This window comes from Harryflintia acetispora, assembly GCA_004340125.1.
In the GTDB taxonomy this organism is placed as follows: Bacteria; Bacillota; Clostridia; order Oscillospirales; family Ruminococcaceae; genus Harryflintia; species Harryflintia acetispora.
In genome coordinates this window covers 60,494-81,865 of sequence record SLUK01000007.1, presented here as the reverse complement: position 1 = coordinate 81,865, position 21,372 = coordinate 60,494, and the positions used below count along the sequence as shown (strand labels likewise).

The 21,372-nt window shown below is 61.7% G+C and carries 25 protein-coding genes and 1 riboswitch; of the genes, 5 read left to right on the top strand and 20 right to left on the bottom strand.

All coding sequences use genetic code 11. The features are described 5' to 3' along the window. Positions 1-112: 112 nt before the first annotated feature. The 9 genes from fmt to EDD78_RS08830 all read right to left on the bottom strand — a co-directional run bounded on the left by fmt (position 113) and on the right by EDD78_RS08830 (position 8,095). On the bottom strand, positions 113-1,033 hold the full coding sequence (gene fmt / locus EDD78_RS08870; RefSeq protein WP_132084712.1) for a methionyl-tRNA formyltransferase: 921 nt from the start codon (positions 1,031-1,033) through the stop codon (positions 113-115). A gap of 3 nt (positions 1,034-1,036) precedes the next feature. Beyond that, positions 1,037-1,519 (bottom strand): peptide deformylase, encoded by a 483-nt coding sequence (gene def, locus EDD78_RS08865; protein WP_079700027.1) that lies wholly within the window; start codon positions 1,517-1,519, stop codon positions 1,037-1,039. A gap of 42 nt (positions 1,520-1,561) precedes the next feature. After that, complete coding sequence (priA, locus tag EDD78_RS08860; protein WP_132084711.1) at positions 1,562-3,991, bottom strand: replication restart helicase PriA; 2,430 nt, start codon at positions 3,989-3,991, stop codon at positions 1,562-1,564. 21 nt (positions 3,992-4,012) lie between these two features. After that, the gene (gene coaBC / locus EDD78_RS08855) at positions 4,013-5,212 is read right to left on the bottom strand and encodes a bifunctional phosphopantothenoylcysteine decarboxylase/phosphopantothenate--cysteine ligase CoaBC (RefSeq protein WP_132084710.1); all 1,200 of its coding nucleotides are present in this window, start codon (positions 5,210-5,212) and stop codon (positions 4,013-4,015) included. Positions 5,213-5,239: 27 nt separating this feature from the next. Then, positions 5,240-5,449 carry a DNA-directed RNA polymerase subunit omega gene (locus EDD78_RS08850; protein ID WP_079700030.1) on the bottom strand — a complete coding sequence of 70 codons (210 nt, stop codon included), beginning with the start codon at positions 5,447-5,449 and terminating at the stop codon, positions 5,240-5,242. After that, a complete protein-coding gene (gene gmk, locus EDD78_RS08845) occupies positions 5,421-6,053 on the bottom strand; it encodes a guanylate kinase (protein ID WP_079700031.1) in 633 nt (210 codons plus the stop codon). The genes EDD78_RS08850 and gmk overlap by 29 nt, the downstream gene beginning before the upstream one ends. After that, positions 6,046-6,303 (bottom strand): extracellular matrix/biofilm regulator RemA, encoded by a 258-nt coding sequence (remA, locus tag EDD78_RS08840; RefSeq protein ID WP_079700032.1) that lies wholly within the window; start codon positions 6,301-6,303, stop codon positions 6,046-6,048. Before remA ends, gmk begins: the two co-directional genes overlap by 8 nt. Before the next feature lie 21 nt (positions 6,304-6,324). Continuing rightward, a complete protein-coding gene (locus EDD78_RS08835; RefSeq protein WP_079700033.1) occupies positions 6,325-7,203 on the bottom strand; it encodes a YicC/YloC family endoribonuclease in 879 nt (292 codons plus the stop codon). Positions 7,204-7,840: 637 nt separating this feature from the next. After that, positions 7,841-8,095, bottom strand: a complete 255-nt coding sequence (locus EDD78_RS08830; RefSeq protein ID WP_132084709.1) for a helix-turn-helix domain-containing protein — start codon at positions 8,093-8,095, stop codon at positions 7,841-7,843. 113 nt (positions 8,096-8,208) lie between these two features. Here EDD78_RS08830 and EDD78_RS08825 point away from each other — a divergent pair, with 113 nt between their 5' ends. Beyond that, entirely contained in the window at positions 8,209-8,655 is a 447-nt protein-coding gene (locus EDD78_RS08825) for a hypothetical protein (RefSeq protein ID WP_132084708.1), read from the top strand. A gap of 346 nt (positions 8,656-9,001) precedes the next feature. Here the strand turns inward: EDD78_RS08825 and ispF are convergent, their stop codons facing one another. From ispF to queA, 11 genes are all read right to left on the bottom strand, one after another. Continuing rightward, positions 9,002-9,472: a 2-C-methyl-D-erythritol 2,4-cyclodiphosphate synthase gene (gene ispF, locus EDD78_RS08820; RefSeq protein WP_132084707.1), complete on the bottom strand. Its 471-nt coding sequence runs from the start codon at positions 9,470-9,472 to the stop codon at positions 9,002-9,004. A gap of 14 nt (positions 9,473-9,486) precedes the next feature. Continuing rightward, a complete protein-coding gene (gene ispD, locus EDD78_RS08815) occupies positions 9,487-10,200 on the bottom strand; it encodes a 2-C-methyl-D-erythritol 4-phosphate cytidylyltransferase (protein WP_242942201.1) in 714 nt (237 codons plus the stop codon). A 21-nt stretch (positions 10,201-10,221) separates the two neighbouring features. Then, the gene (locus tag EDD78_RS08810) at positions 10,222-11,043 is read right to left on the bottom strand and encodes a YesL family protein (RefSeq protein WP_132084706.1); all 822 of its coding nucleotides are present in this window, start codon (positions 11,041-11,043) and stop codon (positions 10,222-10,224) included. An 86-nt stretch (positions 11,044-11,129) separates the two neighbouring features. After that, a complete protein-coding gene (locus EDD78_RS08805; RefSeq protein WP_079700038.1) occupies positions 11,130-11,783 on the bottom strand; it encodes a hypothetical protein in 654 nt (217 codons plus the stop codon). A 182-nt stretch (positions 11,784-11,965) separates the two neighbouring features. Beyond that, positions 11,966-13,336: a thioether cross-link-forming SCIFF peptide maturase gene (gene scfB, locus EDD78_RS08800; RefSeq protein WP_132084705.1), complete on the bottom strand. Its 1,371-nt coding sequence runs from the start codon at positions 13,334-13,336 to the stop codon at positions 11,966-11,968. A gap of 109 nt (positions 13,337-13,445) precedes the next feature. Beyond that, entirely contained in the window at positions 13,446-13,583 is a 138-nt protein-coding gene (gene scfA, locus EDD78_RS08795; RefSeq protein WP_079700040.1) for a six-cysteine ranthipeptide SCIFF, read from the bottom strand. Positions 13,584-13,703: 120 nt separating this feature from the next. Continuing rightward, positions 13,704-14,114: a TIGR04086 family membrane protein gene (locus EDD78_RS08790; protein WP_132084704.1), complete on the bottom strand. Its 411-nt coding sequence runs from the start codon at positions 14,112-14,114 to the stop codon at positions 13,704-13,706. Between the two features lie 78 nt (positions 14,115-14,192). Continuing rightward, a complete protein-coding gene (gene yajC, locus EDD78_RS08785; RefSeq protein WP_079700042.1) occupies positions 14,193-14,531 on the bottom strand; it encodes a preprotein translocase subunit YajC in 339 nt (112 codons plus the stop codon). 97 nt (positions 14,532-14,628) lie between these two features. After that, positions 14,629-15,759 carry a tRNA guanosine(34) transglycosylase Tgt gene (tgt, locus tag EDD78_RS08780; RefSeq protein WP_132084703.1) on the bottom strand — a complete coding sequence of 377 codons (1,131 nt, stop codon included), beginning with the start codon at positions 15,757-15,759 and terminating at the stop codon, positions 14,629-14,631. Between the two features lie 21 nt (positions 15,760-15,780). Continuing rightward, positions 15,781-16,419 (bottom strand): GNAT family N-acetyltransferase, encoded by a 639-nt coding sequence (locus tag EDD78_RS08775; protein WP_132084702.1) that lies wholly within the window; start codon positions 16,417-16,419, stop codon positions 15,781-15,783. A 10-nt stretch (positions 16,420-16,429) separates the two neighbouring features. Next, positions 16,430-17,479 carry a tRNA preQ1(34) S-adenosylmethionine ribosyltransferase-isomerase QueA gene (gene queA / locus EDD78_RS08770; protein WP_132084701.1) on the bottom strand — a complete coding sequence of 350 codons (1,050 nt, stop codon included), beginning with the start codon at positions 17,477-17,479 and terminating at the stop codon, positions 16,430-16,432. Between the two features lie 118 nt (positions 17,480-17,597). Then, a riboswitch (Lysine riboswitch) is annotated at positions 17,598-17,783 on the top strand. Between the two features lie 184 nt (positions 17,784-17,967). Here queA and asd point away from each other — a divergent pair. The 4 genes from asd to EDD78_RS08750 all read left to right on the top strand — a co-directional run bounded on the left by asd (position 17,968) and on the right by EDD78_RS08750 (position 21,366). Further along, on the top strand, positions 17,968-19,047 hold the full coding sequence (gene asd, locus EDD78_RS08765) for an aspartate-semialdehyde dehydrogenase (protein ID WP_132084700.1): 1,080 nt from the start codon (positions 17,968-17,970) through the stop codon (positions 19,045-19,047). Between the two features lie 65 nt (positions 19,048-19,112). Further along, on the top strand, positions 19,113-20,003 hold the full coding sequence (gene dapA / locus EDD78_RS08760) for a 4-hydroxy-tetrahydrodipicolinate synthase (protein WP_132084699.1): 891 nt from the start codon (positions 19,113-19,115) through the stop codon (positions 20,001-20,003). Between the two features lie 66 nt (positions 20,004-20,069). Beyond that, the gene (gene dapB, locus EDD78_RS08755; RefSeq protein WP_132084698.1) at positions 20,070-20,819 is read left to right on the top strand and encodes a 4-hydroxy-tetrahydrodipicolinate reductase; all 750 of its coding nucleotides are present in this window, start codon (positions 20,070-20,072) and stop codon (positions 20,817-20,819) included. Between the two features lie 76 nt (positions 20,820-20,895). Next, positions 20,896-21,366 (top strand): ACT domain-containing protein, encoded by a 471-nt coding sequence (locus EDD78_RS08750; protein ID WP_079700049.1) that lies wholly within the window; start codon positions 20,896-20,898, stop codon positions 21,364-21,366. Positions 21,367-21,372: the final 6 nt, after the last annotated feature.

Here is a 21,372-nt window from a genome sequence, read left to right as displayed (position 1 = left end):
TTCCTTCGCAGGTCATTCTACAGGACTTTATAAGAAGTCCAGCATACCTACTTAGTTTACCCCAAAGAGTTTAACGTTCTGTGAATGAAGCGTTATAAAATCCATTTCCTGTCTATTTTCCGAGAATTTTCCCGGCGCACCTGCGCCCGCGCAGGAAAAGGGAGGCCTCCATGCGCTGCTTGCCCTCGAGCTGGACCTCGCGCAGCTCGAGCACCCCGTCCCCGCAGCCGACCAGGAAGCGCTCGCCCTCCAGCACCACGCCGGGCCCCGGCGAGGGCAGTTCGCACACCGCCGCGCGGTGGATTTTCAGTAGCTTGCCGTCGAGATAGGTGTAGGCCACCGGCCACCCGCTGAGCCCCCGCACCAGATTGTGCAGCTCCCCGGCGCTCTTCTTCCAGTCGAGCTCGCCGAGGTGCTTGTCGATCATCGGGGCCAGGGTGGCTTCCCCATCGTTTTGGGGATGGCGCTTCGCCCGCCCCGCCTCGAGCAGGCTGAGGGTTTCCGAGATGCACTGCGCGCCCATCACGCTGAGCCTGTCGTGCAGCTCGCTGGCGGTCTCCTCGGGGCCGATCGGGGTCTCCTGCCGCAGGATCACATCCCCGGTGTCCAGCCCCTCGCCCATATACATGCTGGTCACACCGGTGACCTGCTCGCCCCGGATTACGCTCCACTGGATCGGTCCGGCGCCCCGGTACTTGGGCAGCAGTGAGGCGTGCAGGTTGATGCAGCCATACTTTGGAATGTCAAGTATCCCCTTGGGCAGTATCTTGCCATAGGCGACCACCACCACCGCGTCGGGGGCGAGGGCCGCGATCTCTTCGGCCGCCTGCCCGTCGCGCAGGGTTTTGGGCTGATAAACCGGGATATCGTGCGCCTTGGCCAGGACCTTGACCGGCGGCTCACGCAGCTGGTAGCCCCGTCCCACCGGCTTGTCCGGCTGGGTGTAGACGGCCAGCACCTGGTGGTGGTCGTCCAGCAGCCGCTGTAAAGTGGGCACCGCAAAATCGGGGGTGCCCATGAATACAACCTTCATCCGTTATTCCTCCACGTCCCCCGAGACCTCGTCCGGCTCGAGCATGCGCGAGGCGATGTCCTTGAAGAGCCGCCCCTCGAGGTGGTCGATCTCATGGCAGAAGGCCCGCGCGAGCAGGTCCTCGCCGCTGATTTCATAGGGCTTGCCGTGCCGGTCGAAAGCTCGCACCCGCACCTTCTTCGGGCGGGTGACGATCCCGTACTCGCCCGGGCAGGAGAGGCACCCCTCGCTGCCGGTCTGCTCGCCGCTCTTGGAGACGATCTCGGGGTTGACAAGCTCGATGAGCCCCTCGCCCACATCGATCACCACCACCCGCCGCAGGATCCCCACCTGGGGGGCCGCGAGCCCCACGCCGTTGCCCGAACCGTAGAGCGTCTCGGCCATGTCGTCGAGCAGCTGCCAGAGCCGCTCATCGAACTTGGTGACCTCCCGGCTCTTCTTGCGCAGGACATCCTCGCCCTCTTTGACAATAATTCTGATGGCCATAACATAACCTCCATGCCGCCATGGGCGGCCTAAATCATCATATTAAAAATTATCGTAATACATGTCGACAAACACCGTTACCTTCTTCTTTTGCTTTTGCTCCTCGAAGGCCGCGAGCACCTGCCGCAGCAGCGCGCGGGTGCGCGCGTTGTTGCGGCACTTCAAAATCAGCTTGCGCCGGTACTTGCCGCCCATCTTGTATAGCGCGAAGTCGCTCGGCCCGAGCACCCGCAGCGGCAGGTCGGGGTAGCTCTGCGCGGCGATCCGGCCCAGGATCGCGCTCAGCTGCTGTGAGGCGGCCTTCGCCGCCTCCTCGTCGGGCGAGGTGACCCCTAAAGCGCACACGTCGCAAAAGGGCGGGTAGAGCCCGAGGCGGCGGGTGCCGATCTCCTGCGCGAAAAACTGCTCGTAGTGCTGGGCGGCGGCCTGCTCGATCACCGGGTTTTGCGGCCACATCGTCTGCACGAAGGCCCGGCCCCGCTTTTCGCTGCGCCCGGCCCGGCCCACCACCTGGGTGAGCAGGCCGAAGGTCCGCTCGAAGGAACGGAAATCGTCCGAAAAGAGCCACTGGTCGGTGCCGAGCACCCCCACCAGCGTCACGTCGGGAAAGTTGAGGCCCTTGGCCACCATCTGGGTGCCGACCATGATGTCGTATTCGTGCGCGGCGAACCGGCCGAAATACTCCTCGTGGGAAAACTTGTGCATGGTGGTGTCCATGTCCATGCGCAGCACCCGCGCGCCGGGGTAGAGGCTTTTGAGCTCCTCCTCCACGCGCTGGGTGCCCGCGCCCTGCCAGCGGGTGAGCTGGCCGCCGCACTCCCCACAAGGCGACTCCCGCGGCTGGATATAGCCGCAGTAGTGGCAGCACAGCGAGTCGTTGGCGCTGTGGTAGGTCAGCGAGACCGAGCAGTTGGGGCAGCGCGCCACCTCGGAGCAGTCCTTGCATTTGACCAGGGTGTGGTAGCCCCGGCGGTTGAGCAGCAGGATCGACTGCTCCCCCGCCTGTAAATTGTGGTACAGCTCGTCGCAGAGCCTCTGCGAGAGGACCGACGAGCCCGCCGCGAGGCCCTCGGCGGCCGTGTCGATGATATAGACGTCGGGAAGGCGCGAGCCGGTATACCGCCCGCGCAGGGGGATGAGCGCGTACTTCCCGTTTTTGGCTTGGTAATAGCTTTCCACCGAGGGGGTGGCCGAGGCGAGCAGCAGCTGGGTGCTGTGGTAATGCGCCCGCCATTTGGCGACGTCCCGCGCGTGGAAGCGCGGGGTCTTCTCGGACTTGTAGCTTTGCTCCTGCTCCTCGTCGATGATGATCAGCCCGAGGTTTTCGATCGGCGCGAAGACGGCCGAGCGGGTGCCCACCACCACGCTGGCCTCGCCGCGCCGGATACGTTTGAACTCGTCGAGCCGCTCGCCGAGTGAGAGGGCGCTATGGATGACCGCCACAGAGCCGCCGAAGCAGCACTGGAATTTCCCAATCGTCTGCGGGGTCAGGGCGATCTCGGGCACCAGCACCAGCACGCCCCGCCCCACCTTCACCACCTGCTGGGCCAGCTTCAAAAAGACCTGGGTCTTCCCGCTGCCGGTCACCCCGAACAGGAGCGAGACCGCGTACTCCCCTTTTTTCTGGATCTCCTCCAGCGCCGACAGGGCCTGCTGCTGCTCGCCCGAGAGGACGATCTCCTCCCCCGCCTTGTGGACGCGGTCCCGGTAGGGGTTGCGGTAGACCTCCCGCTCGTAGTATTCCACCAGGCCCTTTTTCTGCATGTTGTCGACCACCGCGCGGGTGACCGCGGCATAGTAGCAGCATTCCTTGAGCGAGGCGGTGCCGCATTCCTGCAAAAACTCATAAACCGCCCGCTGCTTTTGTGTCATGGAGGCCCCTTCCTCCCTGCACAGGCGCACCATGGTGATTTTATCGTCCAGCACCCGGCGGCGCAGCTCCTCCTCGCGCACCAGCGCCCCCCGCTCATAGAGGGTGCGCAGCACCCGCTCATCCGCAAAGCCCAGCGCGTCGCAGACCGCCTTTTCCCGCGTCGGGGCGCGGCGGTGTGCGAGGTAGCCGAGCACCAGGCTCTCGTCGGCGCTCAGCGCCCCGTCCTCCTCCCAGTCGGGATTTAAGGCGTAGCTGTGCTCGACCTTGGTGTCCAAAGCCGCCGGGACCATCAGGCGCACCGCCTCGTAATAGGTGCAGAACACCGTGTCCCGCAGATGCTTCGAGAGCGCGAGCAGCTCGGCGCTCAGCACCGGGTTCTCGTCGAGCTGGGCGGACACCGGCTTGAGCGTAGCATCCTCCGCCGCCTCGGCCAGGGCGAACACCATCCCCTGGCGCTTCCTGTTCCCCGCCCCGAAGGGGACCATCACCCGGCAGCCGGGGCGCAGCGTCCCCTCCATCTCCCGCGGGACGCGGTAGGAAAAGAGCTTGTCGAAGGACGAAGTCGCCTTGTCCACCGCCACTTGCGCTACCTGCGGCATATCGTCCCTCCCGTCAAAATTCTATGCCTCGAGCATGGCGGCGAGCTTCCCCATAATGACCGCGGCCAGCTCCCGCTTGCTCATCAGCGGCAGTTCCTGCTCGCCTCCTTCGGTCAGCAGCCAGGCGACGTTGGTGTCCACCCCGAAGCCCGCCCCCGGCGTGCGCAGGGAGTTGGCCACCAGCAGGTCGCACCCCTTGCGCCGCAGCTTCTGGCGCGAGTTTTCCAATAGGTTCTCGCTCTCCATCGAGAAGCCGCAGACCAGCTGCCCGGGCGCCTTCTTCTGGCAGACCTCGTATAAAATATCCCGGGTGCGGGTGAGCGAAAGGGTCAGAGCCCCGTCGGACTTCTTGATCTTTTCCCCCGCCGTCTCGGCCGGGCGGTAGTCGGCCACCGCCGCCGTCTTGACCACGATGTCCGCTTCCGGCAGCCGCTCCATCACCGCGTCGTACATCTCCTGGGCGCTCACGACCGGGACCACCTCGACGTCGTAGGGGTCGCGCAGCGCCACGTTGGCCGAGACCAGCGTCACCCGGGCGCCCATGGCCCTGGCGGCCAGAGCGATAGCGTAGCCCATCTTCCCGGTGGAATGGTTGGTGATAAAGCGTACCGGGTCCAGCGCCTCGCGGGTGGCCCCGGCGCTGACGAGCACCCGCTTTCCACAGAGGGGCTTCCCGGTTTGCAGCGCGTAGGAGATGGCCTCCTCGATCACCGGGAGATCAGCGAGCCTCCCCCTGCCCTCATCCCCGCAGGCGAGCAGGCCGCTGGCGGGTTCGACAATAGAAATTCCGCGCCCACGCAGAATCCGAAGGTTCTCCTGGGTCGCGGGATTTTCATACATGCCGGTATTCATCGCCGGGCAGATGAGCTTGGGGCAGCCAGCGGCGAGGATGGTCGAGGAAAGCATGTCGTCCGCCAGGCCCTGGGCCATCTTCGCAATGAAATTGGCCGTGGCGGGTGCGACGACAAACACGTCCGCCTTCTTGGCCAGCGAGACGTGCATGACGTTCCACTCGAAATTGCGGTCGAACGTCTCCACTGAGACCCGGTTCCCCGACAGGGTCTCGAAGGTCTGCGGCGCGACGAGCTTCGTCGCGCTCCCGGTCATGATGACATGCACCTGCGCCCCGGTCTTATGCAGGTCGCTGCAAAGCTGCGCCGCCTTGTAGGCGGCGATCGACCCGGTCACCCCGAGCACGATGGTCTTATCGCGAAAACACATGGGACATTCCCCCCTTGCGCACGGGCCCTATTTCTCGTCGATGGTGACGACCCGGCCCATCTTCACCTTGCCGGTCGCGAACTCGTTGACCGCCAGGTCCACCGGCTTGTAGTCGGACGAATCCGGATCGTTCTCGATCTCCTCGGCGATCTCGCGGGCGCGCTTGGCCACCGCGAACACAAAGGAATAATTGCTCTGGTCTTCCCGTTTAATCTGCGACATCACTGGTCTGAGCATCTTGTAATACCTCCGAAATAAAGTTAAGGTTATATTTTACCAGATCACGCGCCCCGTCGAGCACCCTCGAAAGGGTGGACGCGGCGCTTTCCACCGTATCGTTGATGACGATATAATCGTACTCGTGCGCGTGTGCGAGCTCGCGCGCGGCTGCACAGAGCCGGCCCCTGATCGTCTCGGGGTCCTCGGTGCCCCGCCCGCAAAGGCGGCGGCGCAGCTCCCCGAAGCTCGGCGGCATGACGAAGACCAGCAGCGCCTCGGGCAGCTGCTCCCTTACCTTCATCGCGCCCTGCACCTCGATCTCGAGCACCACGTCCTCGCCCGCTTCGAGCGCGCGCTCCACATAGTCGCGCGGGGTCCCGTAATAGTTATTATTGTACTGTGCCCACTCGAGCATACCGCCGCGCGCGATTCTTTCCTCGAACTGCTCCCGGCTCAAAAAGAAGTAGTGCTCGCCGTCGGCCTCCCCCGGGCGCGGAGCGCGGGTGGTGGCCGAGATGGACAGGCGCACACCGGGATGCTCCTCCCGGTACCTGGCGAGCACCGTCCCCTTGCCGACTCCGGAGGGGCCGGAAAGGACGATCAGCCGCCCGCGCTTATTCATCCTCGTCCTCCTCATCCTCGTCGATGAAGCGGTTGGCAACCGTCTCGGGCTGCACCGCACAGAGGATGACGTGGTCGCTGTCGGTGATGATCACCGCGCGGGTGCGCCGGCCATAGGTCGCGTCGATCAGGCTGCCGCGCTCCTTGGCGTCGGCGATGATCCGCTTGATGGGTGCGCTCTCAGGCGAGACGATGGCCACCAGGCGCTGGGCCGACACCATGTTGCCAAACCCGATATTGATCAGTTTCATACAGAGAGGCTCCTTCTTCGATTACTCGATGTTCTGGATCTGCTCACGGATTTTCTCGATCTCGCTCTTCATCTCCACCACGACCCCGGCGATCTGCACGTCCTGCGCCTTGGAGCCGATGGTGTTGCACTCGCGGTTGATCTCCTGCACCAGGAAATCGAGCTTGCGCCCGACCGCCTCGGGGGTGTCCAAAATCTTGCGGAACTGGGAGAGGTGGCTGCGCAGGCGCACCGTTTCCTCGTCCACCGCGATCCGCTCGGAAAAGACGGCCGCCTCGGTCAGCACCCGCCCCTCGTCCACGCTGCGGTCGCCCAGCACCTCCTGCAGCTTCTGATAGAGCCGCTCGCGGTACTGCGCCACCGTCTGCGGGGAGCGCTCCTCCACCGTGCCGACCAGCGTTTCGATCCTCTCGAGCTTCTGGAGCAGGTCCTCGCGCAGGCGCTTGCCCTCCCGCTCGCGCATGGCGACAAAGGCGGCGACCGCCTCCCCGGCGACCTCGCAAACCGCCGCCCAGACCTCCTCTTCATCCTCCTCGCTCTTGCGCACGGTGAAGATGTCATTGAAGCGCGCAATGGCGCTCAGCGAGAGGTCGTCACGCAGCTCCAGCGGGTCGCACAGGTCCCGCAGCGCACAGACATAGCCCCTGGCCAGGTCGAGATTGATCTGCACGTCGGCACTGCCGCTTTGCAGGTTCAGGATGGTGACCCCGGCCTCGACCTTCCCGCGCGCGACGCGGCTCCCCACGAAGGATTTGAGCTTCTCCTCAAGGTATCCGTAAATACGGGGCACCCTGGCGGAAAACTCGAAAAAGCGGTGGTTCACCGCCTTGATTTCAACGGTGATGTCCCGCCCGCCGATCTGGCGCTGGGCCCGGCCGTAGCCGGTCATACTTTTGACCATATTGGACCATCCTCTCCTGCTCTTACAGCCCTGTGCCGTGCTGCGCAGGGCGCAAAACTCCACAATGAGGCTATTATAATATTTTACTATCCCCCCTGCCATCTGTCAAGGGAAAAGCGGGGGGTGCGATGCAGGGCTTCCGCCCCGCACCCTGAGGTCTTTTCTTTATTTGAAAGAAAAGACCCAAAAGAAGCAAACAAAGGAGGGGATACCCCTCCTTGACCTCCCCTCGCGCGACCACGCGCGGACTATACATATTTTAGCACGCCGCGTCTTGTTTTGCCCGCGCAGGCAACTGATCACAACAACGATTGTGCCCTTCCCCGCGAAGGGGGTCGCCCTCTTGCATTTTCTGGCGGGTGTGCTATAATAAAAACACAGGGACACCGCAAAACGGCTTGTCCGATTTACGCAGAAATAGCCGCACTCATTGGACGTGGGCGGCTATTTTTTTATGGTTATTACCAACAGTAGTAACAAGGTTAAAACTATTATGTAATACTCCATTGGGCATCACCCCCTTCGTTCGGGAGTGACAAGCCGCCCTGCGTTTGGTGTCCCTGTAAGGAATATTATACCATTTTTATAGTAAATGGACAAGTGCAATAATAATTAAGGACCAGGTGCAACCTGGTCCTTAATTATTTGTGTTCTTATACAAATCTTCAAAACTTACACCAAGCACTTCTTTCAAAGCCCGAACTTCAAAATCCGTTACTAGTCTTTCGCCTCTTTCAATTCTGCTGATCGTCAAACGGTCAATGTCACACCCTGCCAGTTGAAGTTTCTCAGCCAACTCCCTTTGATTTAACGGCGGCTTGAGCCTCCTCCTTGCTTTGCGGACATTTGATCCGATCACGTTCTTTTTACCGTCTGGAAAATTAATCTTCATCTTTTCACCAAAATAAAATGTTCTAATAATGAACTTCCTACCTTGATATTAAATCCAGACAGTGATAGAATATGATCTAATAAAGATCATTTTTAAATTTTAGGAGGTATCCCATGCCCTTCACTGAAATACCTTATGAGCGCTCGGTAGCCATCATTCCGATGGTCCGGCCGGGGCTCCCCTTTGAAGACGAAAGCAACACTGCCGCGATCCGGGCGCTCAAGCGGACCGTTTGCAAGGCGTTCCATGAAATCATTGAGCGGGAGTATCCGCTGGCCTTCTGGTTTTCCGGCGACAGTGTCTTTCAAATACTCGCCGTAGAGACGCTGTTGCGCATGAGGGATGCGAAGGAAATCTTTTGTATTGAAGCCATAACCGGGCGGGAGCACCTTCATTTGACCCCTTACTGGTATGAACGTTTTCTTCACCTTCCGCTGCACGACTGCGTGGCTCTGCCGCATCAACCGGAGCCCACCACCAACGCGGCTATATATATGTCTGACCGCTGCCGGATCAAGGTTTATTATATTCCCAACACGCAAAGGATATTGTGGGGATAATCCCAAAGAAAGAACGCTGTGGAGTATCCACAGCGTTCTTTCTTTTCCCCCTTCGCGGGAAAGGGCCCCCGAAGGGGGTGCAATCGTTGTTGCCATCAGTTGCCTGCGCGGGCAAAAAGCCCCGCTCCGGTTTTCCGGAGCGGGGCTCCACACATGCGGCGTGCTAAAATATGTATAGTCCGCGCGTGGTCGCGCGAGGGGTGGTCAAGGAGGGGCGTCCCCTCCTTTGTTTGCTTTCTTTCCCCCTTTCTTTTCAAACAAAAGAAAGGGGTCGGGGCGTGGGGCGGACAGCCCCACAATCTCACCACCGGTCTGCGACCGGTGAACAGTCCCGGGCACCGCGCCGTTAATCGATTAAAAGCACCACCGCGTGGCAGGCAATCCCCTCCTGCCGCCCGGTGAAGCCCAGGCCCTCCTCGGTAGTCGCCTTGACGTTCACCCGCGACTCCTCGCAGGCGAGCAGGTGGGCGAGCTGCGCCTTCATCTGCGGGATATGGGGGGCGAGCTTCGGGCGCTGTGCGAGGATGGTCACATCCAGGTTGCCCACCCGGCAGCCCTCGATCACCATCATCTTGAACACCTTTTCCAGCAGCACCCGGCTGTCGATGTCCTTGTATTTCTCGTCGGTGTCCGGGAACAGGGCGCCGATGTCCCCCTTGCCCAACGCCCCGAGGATGGCGTCGATCACCGCATGGATGACCACGTCCGCATCCGAATGGCCCAACAGCCCCAGCTCGTGCGGGATTTCCACCCCGCCGAGCACCAGCCTGCGCCCCGGGACGAGGCGGTGTACGTCATATCCGTGTCCGATTCTCATTCATCAGCCGCCCTTTAATAGATTTCCCCGGCCGCCAGCGCCTGCGCCAGAATCAGGTCCTCCGGGGTGGTGATCTTGAAATTGAGATAGCTCCCCTCGCTGAGAAAGACCCGGTGGCCCAGCGCCTCGACGAGCTGGCAATCGTCGGTATAGTCCTCCCCGCGCGCCAGGGCGTTTTCCATTGCCGCCGTGTAGAGCGAGCGCTCGAAGACCTGCGGGGTCTGGGCGATGAAGAGCCGCTCACGCGGCGGGGTGCCCTCGATGCACCCGTCCTCCCCGCGCAGCTTGATGGTGTCCTTGACCGGTACCGCCGCGCAGGCCGCGCGGCAGCGCGCCGCATCCGCCACGCAGGCGGCGATCGCCCCCGGGTCGATGAAGGGCCTCGCCCCGTCGTGGATGGCGACGAAGCCGCATTCCGGCGAGAGGGTACGCACCCCGTTAAAGACCGACTGCTGCCGGCTTGTACCCCCCGCGCAGATGGTCTTGACCTTGGAAAGGCCGAAGGCGCGGGCCATCTCCATGGTGCGGGGAATTTCCTCCTCGCGCACCACCACCGCGATCTCGCGCACAAAGCCGAGCTCCTCGAAGGCCCTGATCGAGCGGATCAGCACCGGCACGCCCTCGAGCTCGAGGAACTGCTTGTCCACGCCCTGCATCCGGCTGGACTTGCCCGCCGCGACGATCACCGCGCCGAGGGTGAGTGCCTCCCCTTCTCTTTTCTGCTTCAATGCGAGCCCCCGCCTTTCACGCTATTTCCCTTCTTCCTCCTTGGGGATGAGCCGCTCGTCCGAGAAGACGGTCTCCTCGTCCTCGCTCTTCTCCTCGGGCTCGTGCTCCTTCATATAAGGGATGATCATGTGCTTCTCGATCCTGGGATAGGCGTTGAAGGTCACCACAAAGCACATGGTGGACAGTGCGATCACGATCACGAACAGCAGGCTGATGGGGAAGAAGAGCACGAGCGCCACCGTGATCCCACCGACCACCAGCAGCGAGACGAGGTTTGGCACCACCCCGATCACCGCGAAGATAAAGGCGTTTTTGAGCATGGCGGGCAGCTTCATATCGAAGGTGACGATCATGGTATACATATAAAAGTTCATGAACAGGAAGATGATGAAGGTCGCCATGGCGATGATGAGCGGGACGTACATCAGCTTATTGTCCTTGGCGCTGCCCAGGTAGAACCAGATGGCGACCGACATGAGGATCATCACGACCGCCGAAAACACGCCGTAGATGGACGCCTGCTTAAAGTTGGACTTGAAGTTGTCCTTAAAATCCGCAAAGAGGAAGGCGTGCTCCTGCCGGGCATAATTGCGCAGCACATAGGTCATCGCCGCGGTGGCCGGCCCATAGAGCACCAGGGAAATCAGCACGAGCAGGGTACATAGGATGTTCGCCCCGCCGACCAGCCACATCCAGGCGCCCACCGCCGCCGGGATGAAAAAGACCACGTAGAGCAAATTGAGCTCGATCATCTTCCAGAACTTGCGAAAATACAGCTCGAAAAAGAGGAAAAACCGCTTTTTCTCCGGAGCGTCCTTGGAAACGCCCGGTCCTTCCTTCATATAGCTTCCGCCAAACAATCCCACGTTTTCAACTTCCCTTCCTTGATTGAACCGGCCCGCCCGGCGGCGGCCGGTTTCTCTAATATTCAGCCGGTGACGACGGCATATGCCAGATCGAAGAGCACGTCGATCAGCGAGAATGCCGCGCAGACCAGCACGAAGAACAGGTATTTCATTCCATACAGCCCCACCAGCGAGGTTGGGCGGGGGGCTTGGCGCGGCGCGCCGCCCCCCGAGGGCGGGCAGAACACCGAGCGGCAGACATAGCAGGACAGCCCCAGCGACTGCTTGGCGCACATCAGTATCAGCGCGGTGGCCAGGAAGGCCCCCGGCATAAACTTGAGCCAGAAAAAGGAGGAGTAGGGCGAGAGCAGCACCATGTTATAGGCCGCCACCAGCCCGAAGCCGAGCCCCTTGACAAAGGGGATGAGCACGATCACCGGCTGCGAAATGGCACAGAAGCCGCACAGGAAGAGCAGCGCCACCATCGCGAAATTCGCCAGGAACACGGCTCCCCAATCGGCAAAGAAGTGAAACTCCTCCCCCGTCCCGCTGCCCGAAAGAAGCAGCATGAGCATGGATGAAGTCTTTGGGCTCATCGTCTGATACAGCCCGCTGCCGCAGAGCGCCCCAAGTACAAAGAGCGCCCCGAGCAGGATCAGCGGCAGGTTCTCCCTCGTCTTTTCCCAGAAGGAACGCACCTGACGCGGCAGGGCGGTCCTTGTCCGAATTGTTCCCAATGATGATGTCCCTTCCTTTCCCGGAATTTGCGCCGGTTTCGGCGAAGCCGAAATGGGGGCTGCAAGACCCCCAAGGGGCAAAATCACAAGTCTGAAAGATTCATCTTTCAAACTTCCCCCTCCTGAGCCTTCCTCGTCTCTTCCAGTATATGAGGGGAGGGAATTTTCTAGACCTGTCCGGATTACACCTCTATGGGTTCCAGCTCGGCGGCTTTCATCATAATCGCGCACTCCAGGCGCTTCTTCTCAAGCTCGCAGGTCAGCGTATAGGGGGTGCGCACGCTGCCGCCATACTGCAGGTTGTTGGCGTTGCACCCGCCCGAGCAGTAAAACTTCGCCCAACATTCCTTGCACTGCGGCTTGTCGTAGACGGTGGCCTTGGCAAAATCCTCCTTCATGCTGCGGTCCACCGACAGGTCGTAGACCGAGCCCATCTTCCAGCCGTCCAGCCCGACGAACTGGTGACAGGGGTAGACGTCCCCGTCCGGGGTGATGGCGACATACTCGTTGCCGCAACCGCACCCACGCAGCCGTTTGATGGCGCAGGGCCCCTGGTCGAGGTCGAGCATGAAGTGGAAGAAATTGAAGCGCTCGCCCCGCCCTCTCATCTCCAGCATGGTCCGCGCCAGCCGCTCGTATTCCTCAAAGATGCGCGGCAGATGCTCCTCGCGGATGGCATAGTCCGCCGTGGCGGGGGCCACCACCGGCTCGACCGAGATCTGATCGAACCCCTCGCGGTAGAAATGGAGCACGTCCTCGCTGAAATCGAGGTTATAGCTGGTGAAGGTGCCCCGCACATAGTACTGCCCGTCGCCCCGGCGCTCGACGAGGCGCTTAAACTTGGGCATGATCAGATCGTAGCAGCCGCTGCCGTCCACCCTGGCGCGCACCCGGTCGTTGACCTCTTTGCGCCCGTCCACCGAGAGGACGACGTTGTACATCTCCCGGTTGATGAAATCGATCTTCTCGTCGTCCAGCAGCACCCCGTTGGTGGTGACGGTGAAGCGGAACTTCTTGTTATGCTCCCGCTCGAGCGAGCGGGCGTATTCCACCACCGCGCGCACCAGCTCGAAATTGAGGAGCGGCTCGCCGCCGAAGAAGTCCACCTCCAGGTTGCGCCGCCCCTCGGAGTGGTGGATCAGGTAATCCACCGCCTTCTTCCCGACCTCTATTGGCATGACCGAGCGCTGCCCGCTGTAGTTGCCGGTCCCGGCGAAGCAGTATTTGCAGCGCAGGTTGCAGTCGTGCGCCACATGCAGGCACATCGCCTTGATCGGGGAGGAGACCATCTTGCCCGCGAACTCATCGTAGGTATCCGCACTGAAGAGCTGGTCCTCTTTGTAAAGCTCGTACAGCTCGGCATAGGACTCGACGATATCGGACAGGGGGTATTCCCCCTGCAGCGCGTAGAGCACCTGCTGCGGGCACTCCTCGCTCAAGGGAGGGGCCAGCAGCGAAACCATCTTGAAGCTGAGCTCGTCGAGCAGGTGCACCGCGCCGCTGTGCACGTCGAGCACGATGTTGTAGCCGCCCAGGGAATAGCTATGTATCATTTGCACTTCTCCTTAGTTTACAAAACAAAATCCCCGCACCCGTACCTGACGACACGGCCGCGAGGATTTGTTCATCTTTGGCCGGGCCACGAACCCGGGAAAGAAAATCTTACTTCTCGCACTTCTGGTTGGCAACGGTGCAGGAGGTCTTGCAGGCAGACTGGCAGGAAGCCTGGCACTCGCCGCAGCCGCCCTTGGCAGCGCTCTTTTTGAGGTTGGCCTGGTTGAGGGTTTTGATATGTTTCATATTCAAAATCAATCCTTTCCGGGAATTTCGGCGGCGGATACCGCCCTTCGCCACAAGGCGAAAACATCCCGCCTAAAAAATTTACGGTCCTAGTTTAGCATATTTCGCACCCGCGCGCAACTATCTGGGGCGCACCTTGCGGTTGACCCCGAGGATCCCCCCGATCGCCCCGGCGAGCAGCATGGCGAAGAGCTTCACCAGCAGGATGGTGCCGAAGCTGCAGGTGGTGATCAGCAGGTTGCAGAGCACCAGCAGCAGGAAGAGCGCAAAGGAGGCGCAAAGCCCCATGAGCATCCCCCGCTCCTTCGTCAGCCGCGCGCTGAGATAGCCCGCGGCAAGGGCGCCGAGCGCACCGACGACCACCATCAGCGGGTCGAAGGCGATGTGCGGGATATCCCGCACCGCGATCACGGCGGATAAAAGCAGCAGCAGCGCCACACAGACGGCGCACCCCGCGCCGAGCCCCCACAGCAGGGGATGGACGTATTTCTGGAGCCCGTGAAGCTCGGCCTTGTTGTGGTTGCCGGACATAAACAGCACCTCACAAATATAGACTGGGCGGTGTGCGCCCTCGCTATATTTGTATTCCACGGCGCGGCCGACTATTCGTTATTCGGCAACGTCGTCGTGCACGGTGTTGTTCGTCTGCACCGCCCAGCGCGCAATGCGGATCTTGCTGCGGTCCGAACCGGTTTCGATGACCAGGGTGTCGTCCTTGAGCGAGACGACCCGGCCGATGATCCCGCCGGCGGTGGTGATTTCATCGCCAACCTCCAGGGCGGAGCGCATTTTCTGGATTTCCTTGTCGCGCTTCTTCTGCGGACGGATGAGCAGGAAATAGAAGACCACAAAGATCAGCACCAGGGGGAGCAGTTGGATGAGCATGACCGCCATCCCGCCGCCGGCGGCGCCTTCGGCCCCGGCCTGGAGCAGATAAGAACTGAGCATATTGTTTTACCTCCGATAACGTCTGTTTTTGTGTAACGTAACCTATTATAGCATGGAGCAGACCGCTATTCAACCCGCTTTGCGCGAATTTTTCCCCTCAAATGCGCGTGGAGAGAACCGGGAGCCACCTGCGGCAGTATTCCTCGTAGCGGCCCTCGTCGAGGGCCCGGCGGATCTGCTCGAGCAGGGAGTTGTAGAAATAGAGGTTGTGCATGACCAGCAGCCGCATGCCGAGCATCTCCCCCGCGCGCAGCAGGTGCCGCAGATAGGCCCGCGAGAAGCCGCGGCAGCAGGGGCATTGGCAGCTTTCGTCCAGCGGGAGGGGGTCGAGCTTATACTTTTCGTTGTTGAGGTTGCGGATCCCTTCCCAGGTAAAGACGTGCCCGTGCCGCGCGTTGCGGCTGGGCATGACGCAGTCGAAGAGGTCCACCCCGCGGCGCACGCTCTCCAGGATGTTCGCCGGCGTGCCCACCCCCATCAGGTAGCGGGGCCTGTCCTTTGGCATGAAGGGCTCCACCTGCTCGATGACATGGTACATCTCCCCGGCGCTCTCCCCCACCGCCAGCCCCCCGATGGCATAGCCCTCGCAGGGGATTTCGCGGATCACCTTCATGTGCTCGATCCGCAGGTCGTCATAGGTCGAGCCCTGGTTGATCCCGAAGAGCATCTGGCGGGGATTGAGCGTGCCTTCCAGGGCGTTCAGGCGGTCCAGCTCCTGCCGGCAGCGGCGCAGCCAGCGGGCGGTGCGCTCGGTGCTGCGCTTGGTGTAATCATATTCGGCGGGGTTTTCAATGCACTCGTCAAAGGCCATCGCGATGGTGGAGCCGAGGTTCGACTGGATTTTCATGCTCTCCTCCGGCCCCATGAAAATCCGTTTCCCGTCGAGGTGGGAGCGGAACTCCACCCCCTCCTCGCGGATCTTGCGCAGCGACGAGAGGGAAAAGACCTGGAACCCCCCGCTGTCGGTGAGGATGGGCCCCTCCCAGTTCATGAAGCCGTGCAGCCCGCCAAGCGCCCTCACCACGTCGTCCCCCGGGCGCAGGTGGAGATGGTAGGTGTTGCACAGCTCGACCTGGCAGCGCAGCTCTTTAAGGTCCAGCGAGGAGACCCCGCCCTTGATGGCGGCGGCGGTCCCGACGTTCATGAAAGCGGGCATCTGGATGGTCCCGTGCGGGGTGGTAAAGGTACCGCGCCGGGCCCTGCCCTCCTGTTTGATTAAGGTATACATCCGATCTTCCTTATCCTTATTTTAGTCGTGTACCATCCCCACAAGCTCCAAAAAACGGTCCTGCGAGGGGGCGTAGCCCTTCTCCTTCTTTGGGAAGGAGCGGTCAAATTCCTTGGAGGCGGCGGGATCGATCTCAAATACCGGGTCCTCGGCAAAGCGCCCGGTGATCCCCCGCAACGCCCCGGGCAGCAGCTCGATCCCCTGCAGCGCGGCGGCGAATTTCCCCTCCCGGTTGCGCACCCCGAAGCGCTCGGCCGGCAGCAGCCCGCAGCGCCGGTAATAATCCGGGTCCCCATAGATGAAGACGGCGGGGATTCCCATCCCGCGCGCGAGGGAGAGCGAGTGTTCGATCAGCTTCTGCCCGATCCCGCGCCCTTGCAGCTTTGGCCGCACGCTCACCGGCCCGAAGGTGGCGACCGCGTGCTCCTCCCCCTGCCCGTCCACGATCCCGGCGCGGGTATAGAGGATGTTCCCCGCAAGCTCCCCGTCCAGCTCGGCGATCAGCGCCAGCTCGGGGATGAGCGCTCCGCTTTGCCATAAGAGGTGCGCCAGGTAGTGCTCGTCGCACCCGGGGGCGTAGACGTTCCAGAACGCCTCGCGGGTCAGCTCCTCCACCGCCCGCTGGTCCGACTTGGTGACGTTGCGAAATTTAAGCTCCATAATTCCTCCGTTATAGAATCAGCATACAATCGCCGAATGAAAAAAACCGGTACTGCTCGCGCACCGCCTCGCGGTAGGCCTCCATCGTCTCCCGATACCCCAGGAAGGCCGAAACCAGCATGATCAGGGTGCTTTCGGGCAGGTGGAAGTTGGTGATCAGCCCGTCGAGCACCCCGAAGCGGTAGCCGGGATAGATAAAAATATCGGTGTACCCCTCGCAGGGGATGATTTTCCCGTACTTTGCATAGACTGATTCCAGGGTGCGGGTGCTGGTGGTCCCCACCGCGATCACCCGGCCGCCGGCAGCCTTGGTCTCTTCGACCAGGCGGGCAGTCTCTTCGGGGACGAAGTAGTGCTCAGAATGCATCTTGTGCTCTTTGATGTCGTCCACCTTGACCGGGCGGAAGGTCCCGAGCCCCACATGCAGCGTGACGCTGGCAAAGCGCACCCCCATTCCCTCGAGCTCCTCCATCAGGCGGGGGGTGAAGTGCAATCCCGCCGTCGGCGCGGCGGCCGAGCCGACCTCCTTCGAGTAAACGGTCTGGTAGCGCTCCTTGTCCTCCAGCTTCTGGGTGATATAGGGGGGCAGGGGCATCTGTCCGATCTTTTCCAGCACCTCGTAGAAGCTCCCCTCGTAGGAAAAGCGCACCAGCCGGTTGCCGCCCTCGACGGTCGTCAGCACCTCCCCCTCGAGCAGCCCGCCGCCAAAGACGAAGCGGGCCCCCTCCTTGGCGCGCTTGCCCGGGCGGACCAGCACCTCCCAGATATCCTGTTCCTTCTGCTCGAGCAGCAGGAACTCCATTGCGCCGCCAGTCTCCCGCTTCTCGCCGTAGAGCCGCGCGGGCAGGACCCTGGAGTCGTTGATCACCAGCAGGTCGCCCTTTTTGAGCGCCTGCGGCAGGTCGTAAAAATGCCGGTGGCTGATCACGCCGCCGGCGCGGGAAATCTCCATCATCCGCGAGTGGTCGCGGGGGGTGATGGGGGTCTGGGCGATCAGGTGCTCGGGAAGCTCGAACCAGAAGTCGGATTTATTCCACGAACCGCTTTCAAATTTATCCATTTTATCACAACTTTCAAAACTTGTTGACATCAGCGCTTTACAATGCTAAGATATGTGTAATATCCGCACGGCGAAGCCCTTTGCAGGCTGTCCGTGCAGGATGGACAGACAAGGAAAATAACAGGATAGAGGCGCAGCCTTCAAAAGTACAGCGCGGCGAGAAAGGACCGATTTCGCCATCAGCCGCGCATGGAAAGGGTGGGCTGCCGAAGAGAGCGTGGGCCGGTCCGCGCCGCTTTCTGGTCAGTTGTCCGAACAGGAAAATGACTGTCATCATGCAATATGATGGAGCGCTATCGCTTTTTTGAGGATGGTACGACGGGGTGCCACGCCCGCATGGCGGCGTGCCGCAGCCCGCGCGCCGCCTCAGGCGCTAAGTTCTATTATATTGTAATGCATGCCGGTTTTCAACCGGTTTTTTTATTATCCGAAATCCGAAAGCCAAAAACCGCACACCCGCATAATCTATTAACAGAGGAGAGAACGTCATGAAAAATTATCGAGTCGCCGTCGTCGGCGCGACCGGGATGGTCGGGCAGCGCTTCATCACACTGCTGAGCGAGCACCCCTGGTTTCATATCACCGCCCTCGCCGCCTCGGCGCGCAGCGCGGGAAAGCCCTATGCCGAAGCGGTCGGCGAACGCTGGGCCATGAGCACCCCCATCCCGGCCTTTGTGCGGGACATGGTGGTGCTGGACGCGAGTTCGGACGCTGAGCGGATCGCCGCGTCGGTGGACTTCATCTTCTGCGCGGTGGACATGAAAAAGGAGGAGATCAAGGCGCTCGAGGAGCGCTACGCCAAGCTCGAGTGCCCGGTCATCTCCAACAACTCCGCCCACCGCCACACCCCCGACGTGCCGATGATCATCCCCGAGATCAACGCCGACCACGCCGCCGTGATCGAACACCAGCGCAAGCGCCTGGGCTCCCGCCGCGGCTTCATCGCCGTCAAGTCCAACTGCTCGCTGCAAAGCTACGTCCCGGCGCTCCATCCGCTGATGGGCTTCGGCGTGACCAAGGCCCTCGCCTGCACCTATCAGGCAATTTCCGGGGCGGGCAAGACCTTCAGCTCCTGGCCCGAGATCATCGATAACGTCGTGCCCTACATCGGGGGCGAGGAGGAGAAGAGCGAGTGCGAGCCGCTCAAAATCTGGGGGGAAGTCGTGGACGGCGAGATCGTAAACGCCGCCGGCCCCTCGATCACCACCCAGTGCCTGCGCGTACCGGTGTCCGACGGCCACACGGCGGCGGTGTTCGTCTCCTTCGAGCGCAAGCCGTCCCTCGAGGAAATCAAGCGCTGCTGGCGGGAGTTTTCCGGCGAGCCGCAGAAGCTCTCGCTTCCAAGCGCGCCGAAGTCACTTCTGCACTACTTCGAGGAAAACGACCGCCCGCAGGCGCGGCTTGACCGCAACCTGGAAAACGGGATGGCCGTCTCGATCGGACGGCTGCGCGAGGACAGCCAGTATGACTATAAATTCGTCTGCCTCTCCCACAATACCCTGCGCGGCGCGGCGGGCGGCGCCGTGCTGATGGCAGAGCTGCTCGCGGCAAAGGGCTATCTCGACTGATCCCCTTATCGCCCGCCCGCAGTGCCGAAAGCCCACCACCATCATCACCTTTGGAGGGACCAAGCATGAAAAAAACAATCTTTCGCGGGGCGGGCGTCGCCATCGTCACCCCCATGCATGAGGACGGCTCGATCAACTTCGAAAAGCTGCGCGCGCTGATCGACTGGCAGATCGAGGAAGGGACCGACTCCATCGTCATCTGCGGGACCACCGGCGAGAGCGCCACCATGACCGACGAGGAGCATGTACATACCATTGCCGCCGCGGTGGAATACGCCGCCGGGCGGGTCCCGGTCGTCGCCGGGGCGGGGAGCAACCACACCGAGTATTCGATCTGGATGTCCAAGGAGGCCAAGGCCGCCGGGGCCGACGCGCTGCTGCACGTCACCCCCTACTACAACAAGACCTCCCAACGCGGGCTGGTGCGCCATTTCCTGAGCGTCGCCGAGGCGACCGACCTTCCGGTGATCCTCTATAACGTCCCCTCCCGCACCGGGATGGGAATTTCCATTGATTCTTTCAGGGAGCTTGCCAAGCATCCGAACATCGTAGCGGTCAAGGAGGCCTCGGGGAGCATCCAGCTCGTCACCGGGATCGCGGCCGCCTGCGGCGAAGAGCTCGACATCTACTCCGGGAACGACGACATGATCGTCCCCATCCTCTCGCTCGGCGGCAAGGGGGTCATCTCGGTGCTCTCCAATGTGCTGCCGCATGAGACCCACGAAATCTGCCAATCCTATTTCGACGGCGATGTAAAGCGCTCCTGCGCGCTGCAGCTGCGCTACCATTCTCTGATTGAGGCGCTCTTCTCGGACGTCAACCCCATCCCGGTCAAGGAGGCACTGAACCTCATGGGCCGGGAGGCCGGTCCCTGCCGCATGCCGCTCGTCGAGATGACCGATGAGGGCCGCGCCCGCCTGCGCGACGCCCTTTTGGAAGCCGGAGCGCTTTCGTAGCCACTTTAAAAGGATGTTGGGGATTGCACCCAGGCGCCGATCCCCGGGAAAGGAAAGGTTGTAACCATGACCGAGCTGATTCTCAGCGGGGCCTGCGGTCAGATGGGCCGCGCGGTCGCGGCTCTCGCCGCCGCAAGGGAGGACTGCCAAGTGGCGGCGGGGATCGACCGCCGCCACTTCCCCGGGGCTCCGTTTCCTATCTTCCCCTCCCCTGAGCAGTACGACGGGCCAAACGGGGTGCTGGTGGACTTCTCCCATCCCGACCTCTGCCAGGGGCTGCTGGCCCTGGCAAGGGAACGGCGGCTGCCCGCGGTGATCTGCACCACCGGGCTTCGAGAGGAGCAGATCGGCGCCATCCACGAGGCGGCAAGCGAAATCCCGATCTTCTTTTCAGCCAACATGTCCCTAGGGGTCAACCTGCTGCGCGAGCTCTGCAAGCGGGCCGCGCAGGTGCTCGGCGGGGAATATGATATCGAGATCATCGAGCGGCACCACAACCAGAAGCTCGACGCGCCCAGCGGCACCGCCCTCATGCTCGCCGACGCGCTGGCAGGGGAGCTGTCCCCCGCCCCGCAATATGTCTACGACCGGCACTCCCGCCGGATGAAGCGGCCGAAAAATGAGATCGGCATCCATTCGGTGCGCGGGGGGACCATCGTGGGGGAGCACGAGGTGCTCTTCTGCGGGGAGGACGAGGTGATCACCCTGTCCCACTCGGCCTCCTCCAAGCGGGTCTTCGCCGCCGGGGCGCTGCGGGCCGCAATTTTTTTGCAGGATCGCGCCCCGGGTCTTTACGACATGGGCGATTTGGTGTAAAATATGTTAACAAGCAACAAAAAATCCTTATGCGAGTAAACTCAGTTTGGGTCGCCACTGCGACGGGGAGGTTCATATGTACGGCGTAGATAAAATCACGGTGACGGAGGACGCTTCCCTCATCACCTTTTCCAAAATTCCCGCGGACCTGCGGCTGATCTCGGAAATTTTCCTGCGCTTCGGCGAGGCGGGGATCGACATCGACATGATCTCCCAGTCCGCGCCCAAGGGGGAAAACACCAGCGTCTCCTTCACGGTTGGAAGTGAAAAGCTGGTGCAGGTGCTCGAGCTGATCAACGAATTCCGGGAGGAGCACCCCTCCATCAAACCCCTGATCGCCGGTGGGAATGTCAAAATCCAGCTTTACGGCGAGCAGATGCCCGGCACCCCGGGAATCGCCGCCAGAGCCCTCGCGGCGCTGGCCAAGACCAAATGCGACCTCATGCTGATCACCACCTCGGAGGTAGATATTTCCCTGCTGGTGACCTCGGCCCATCTGGGGGATGCGCTGCGGGTGCTGCGCGAGGAGTTTGCGCTCGAGTCATAAGAAACG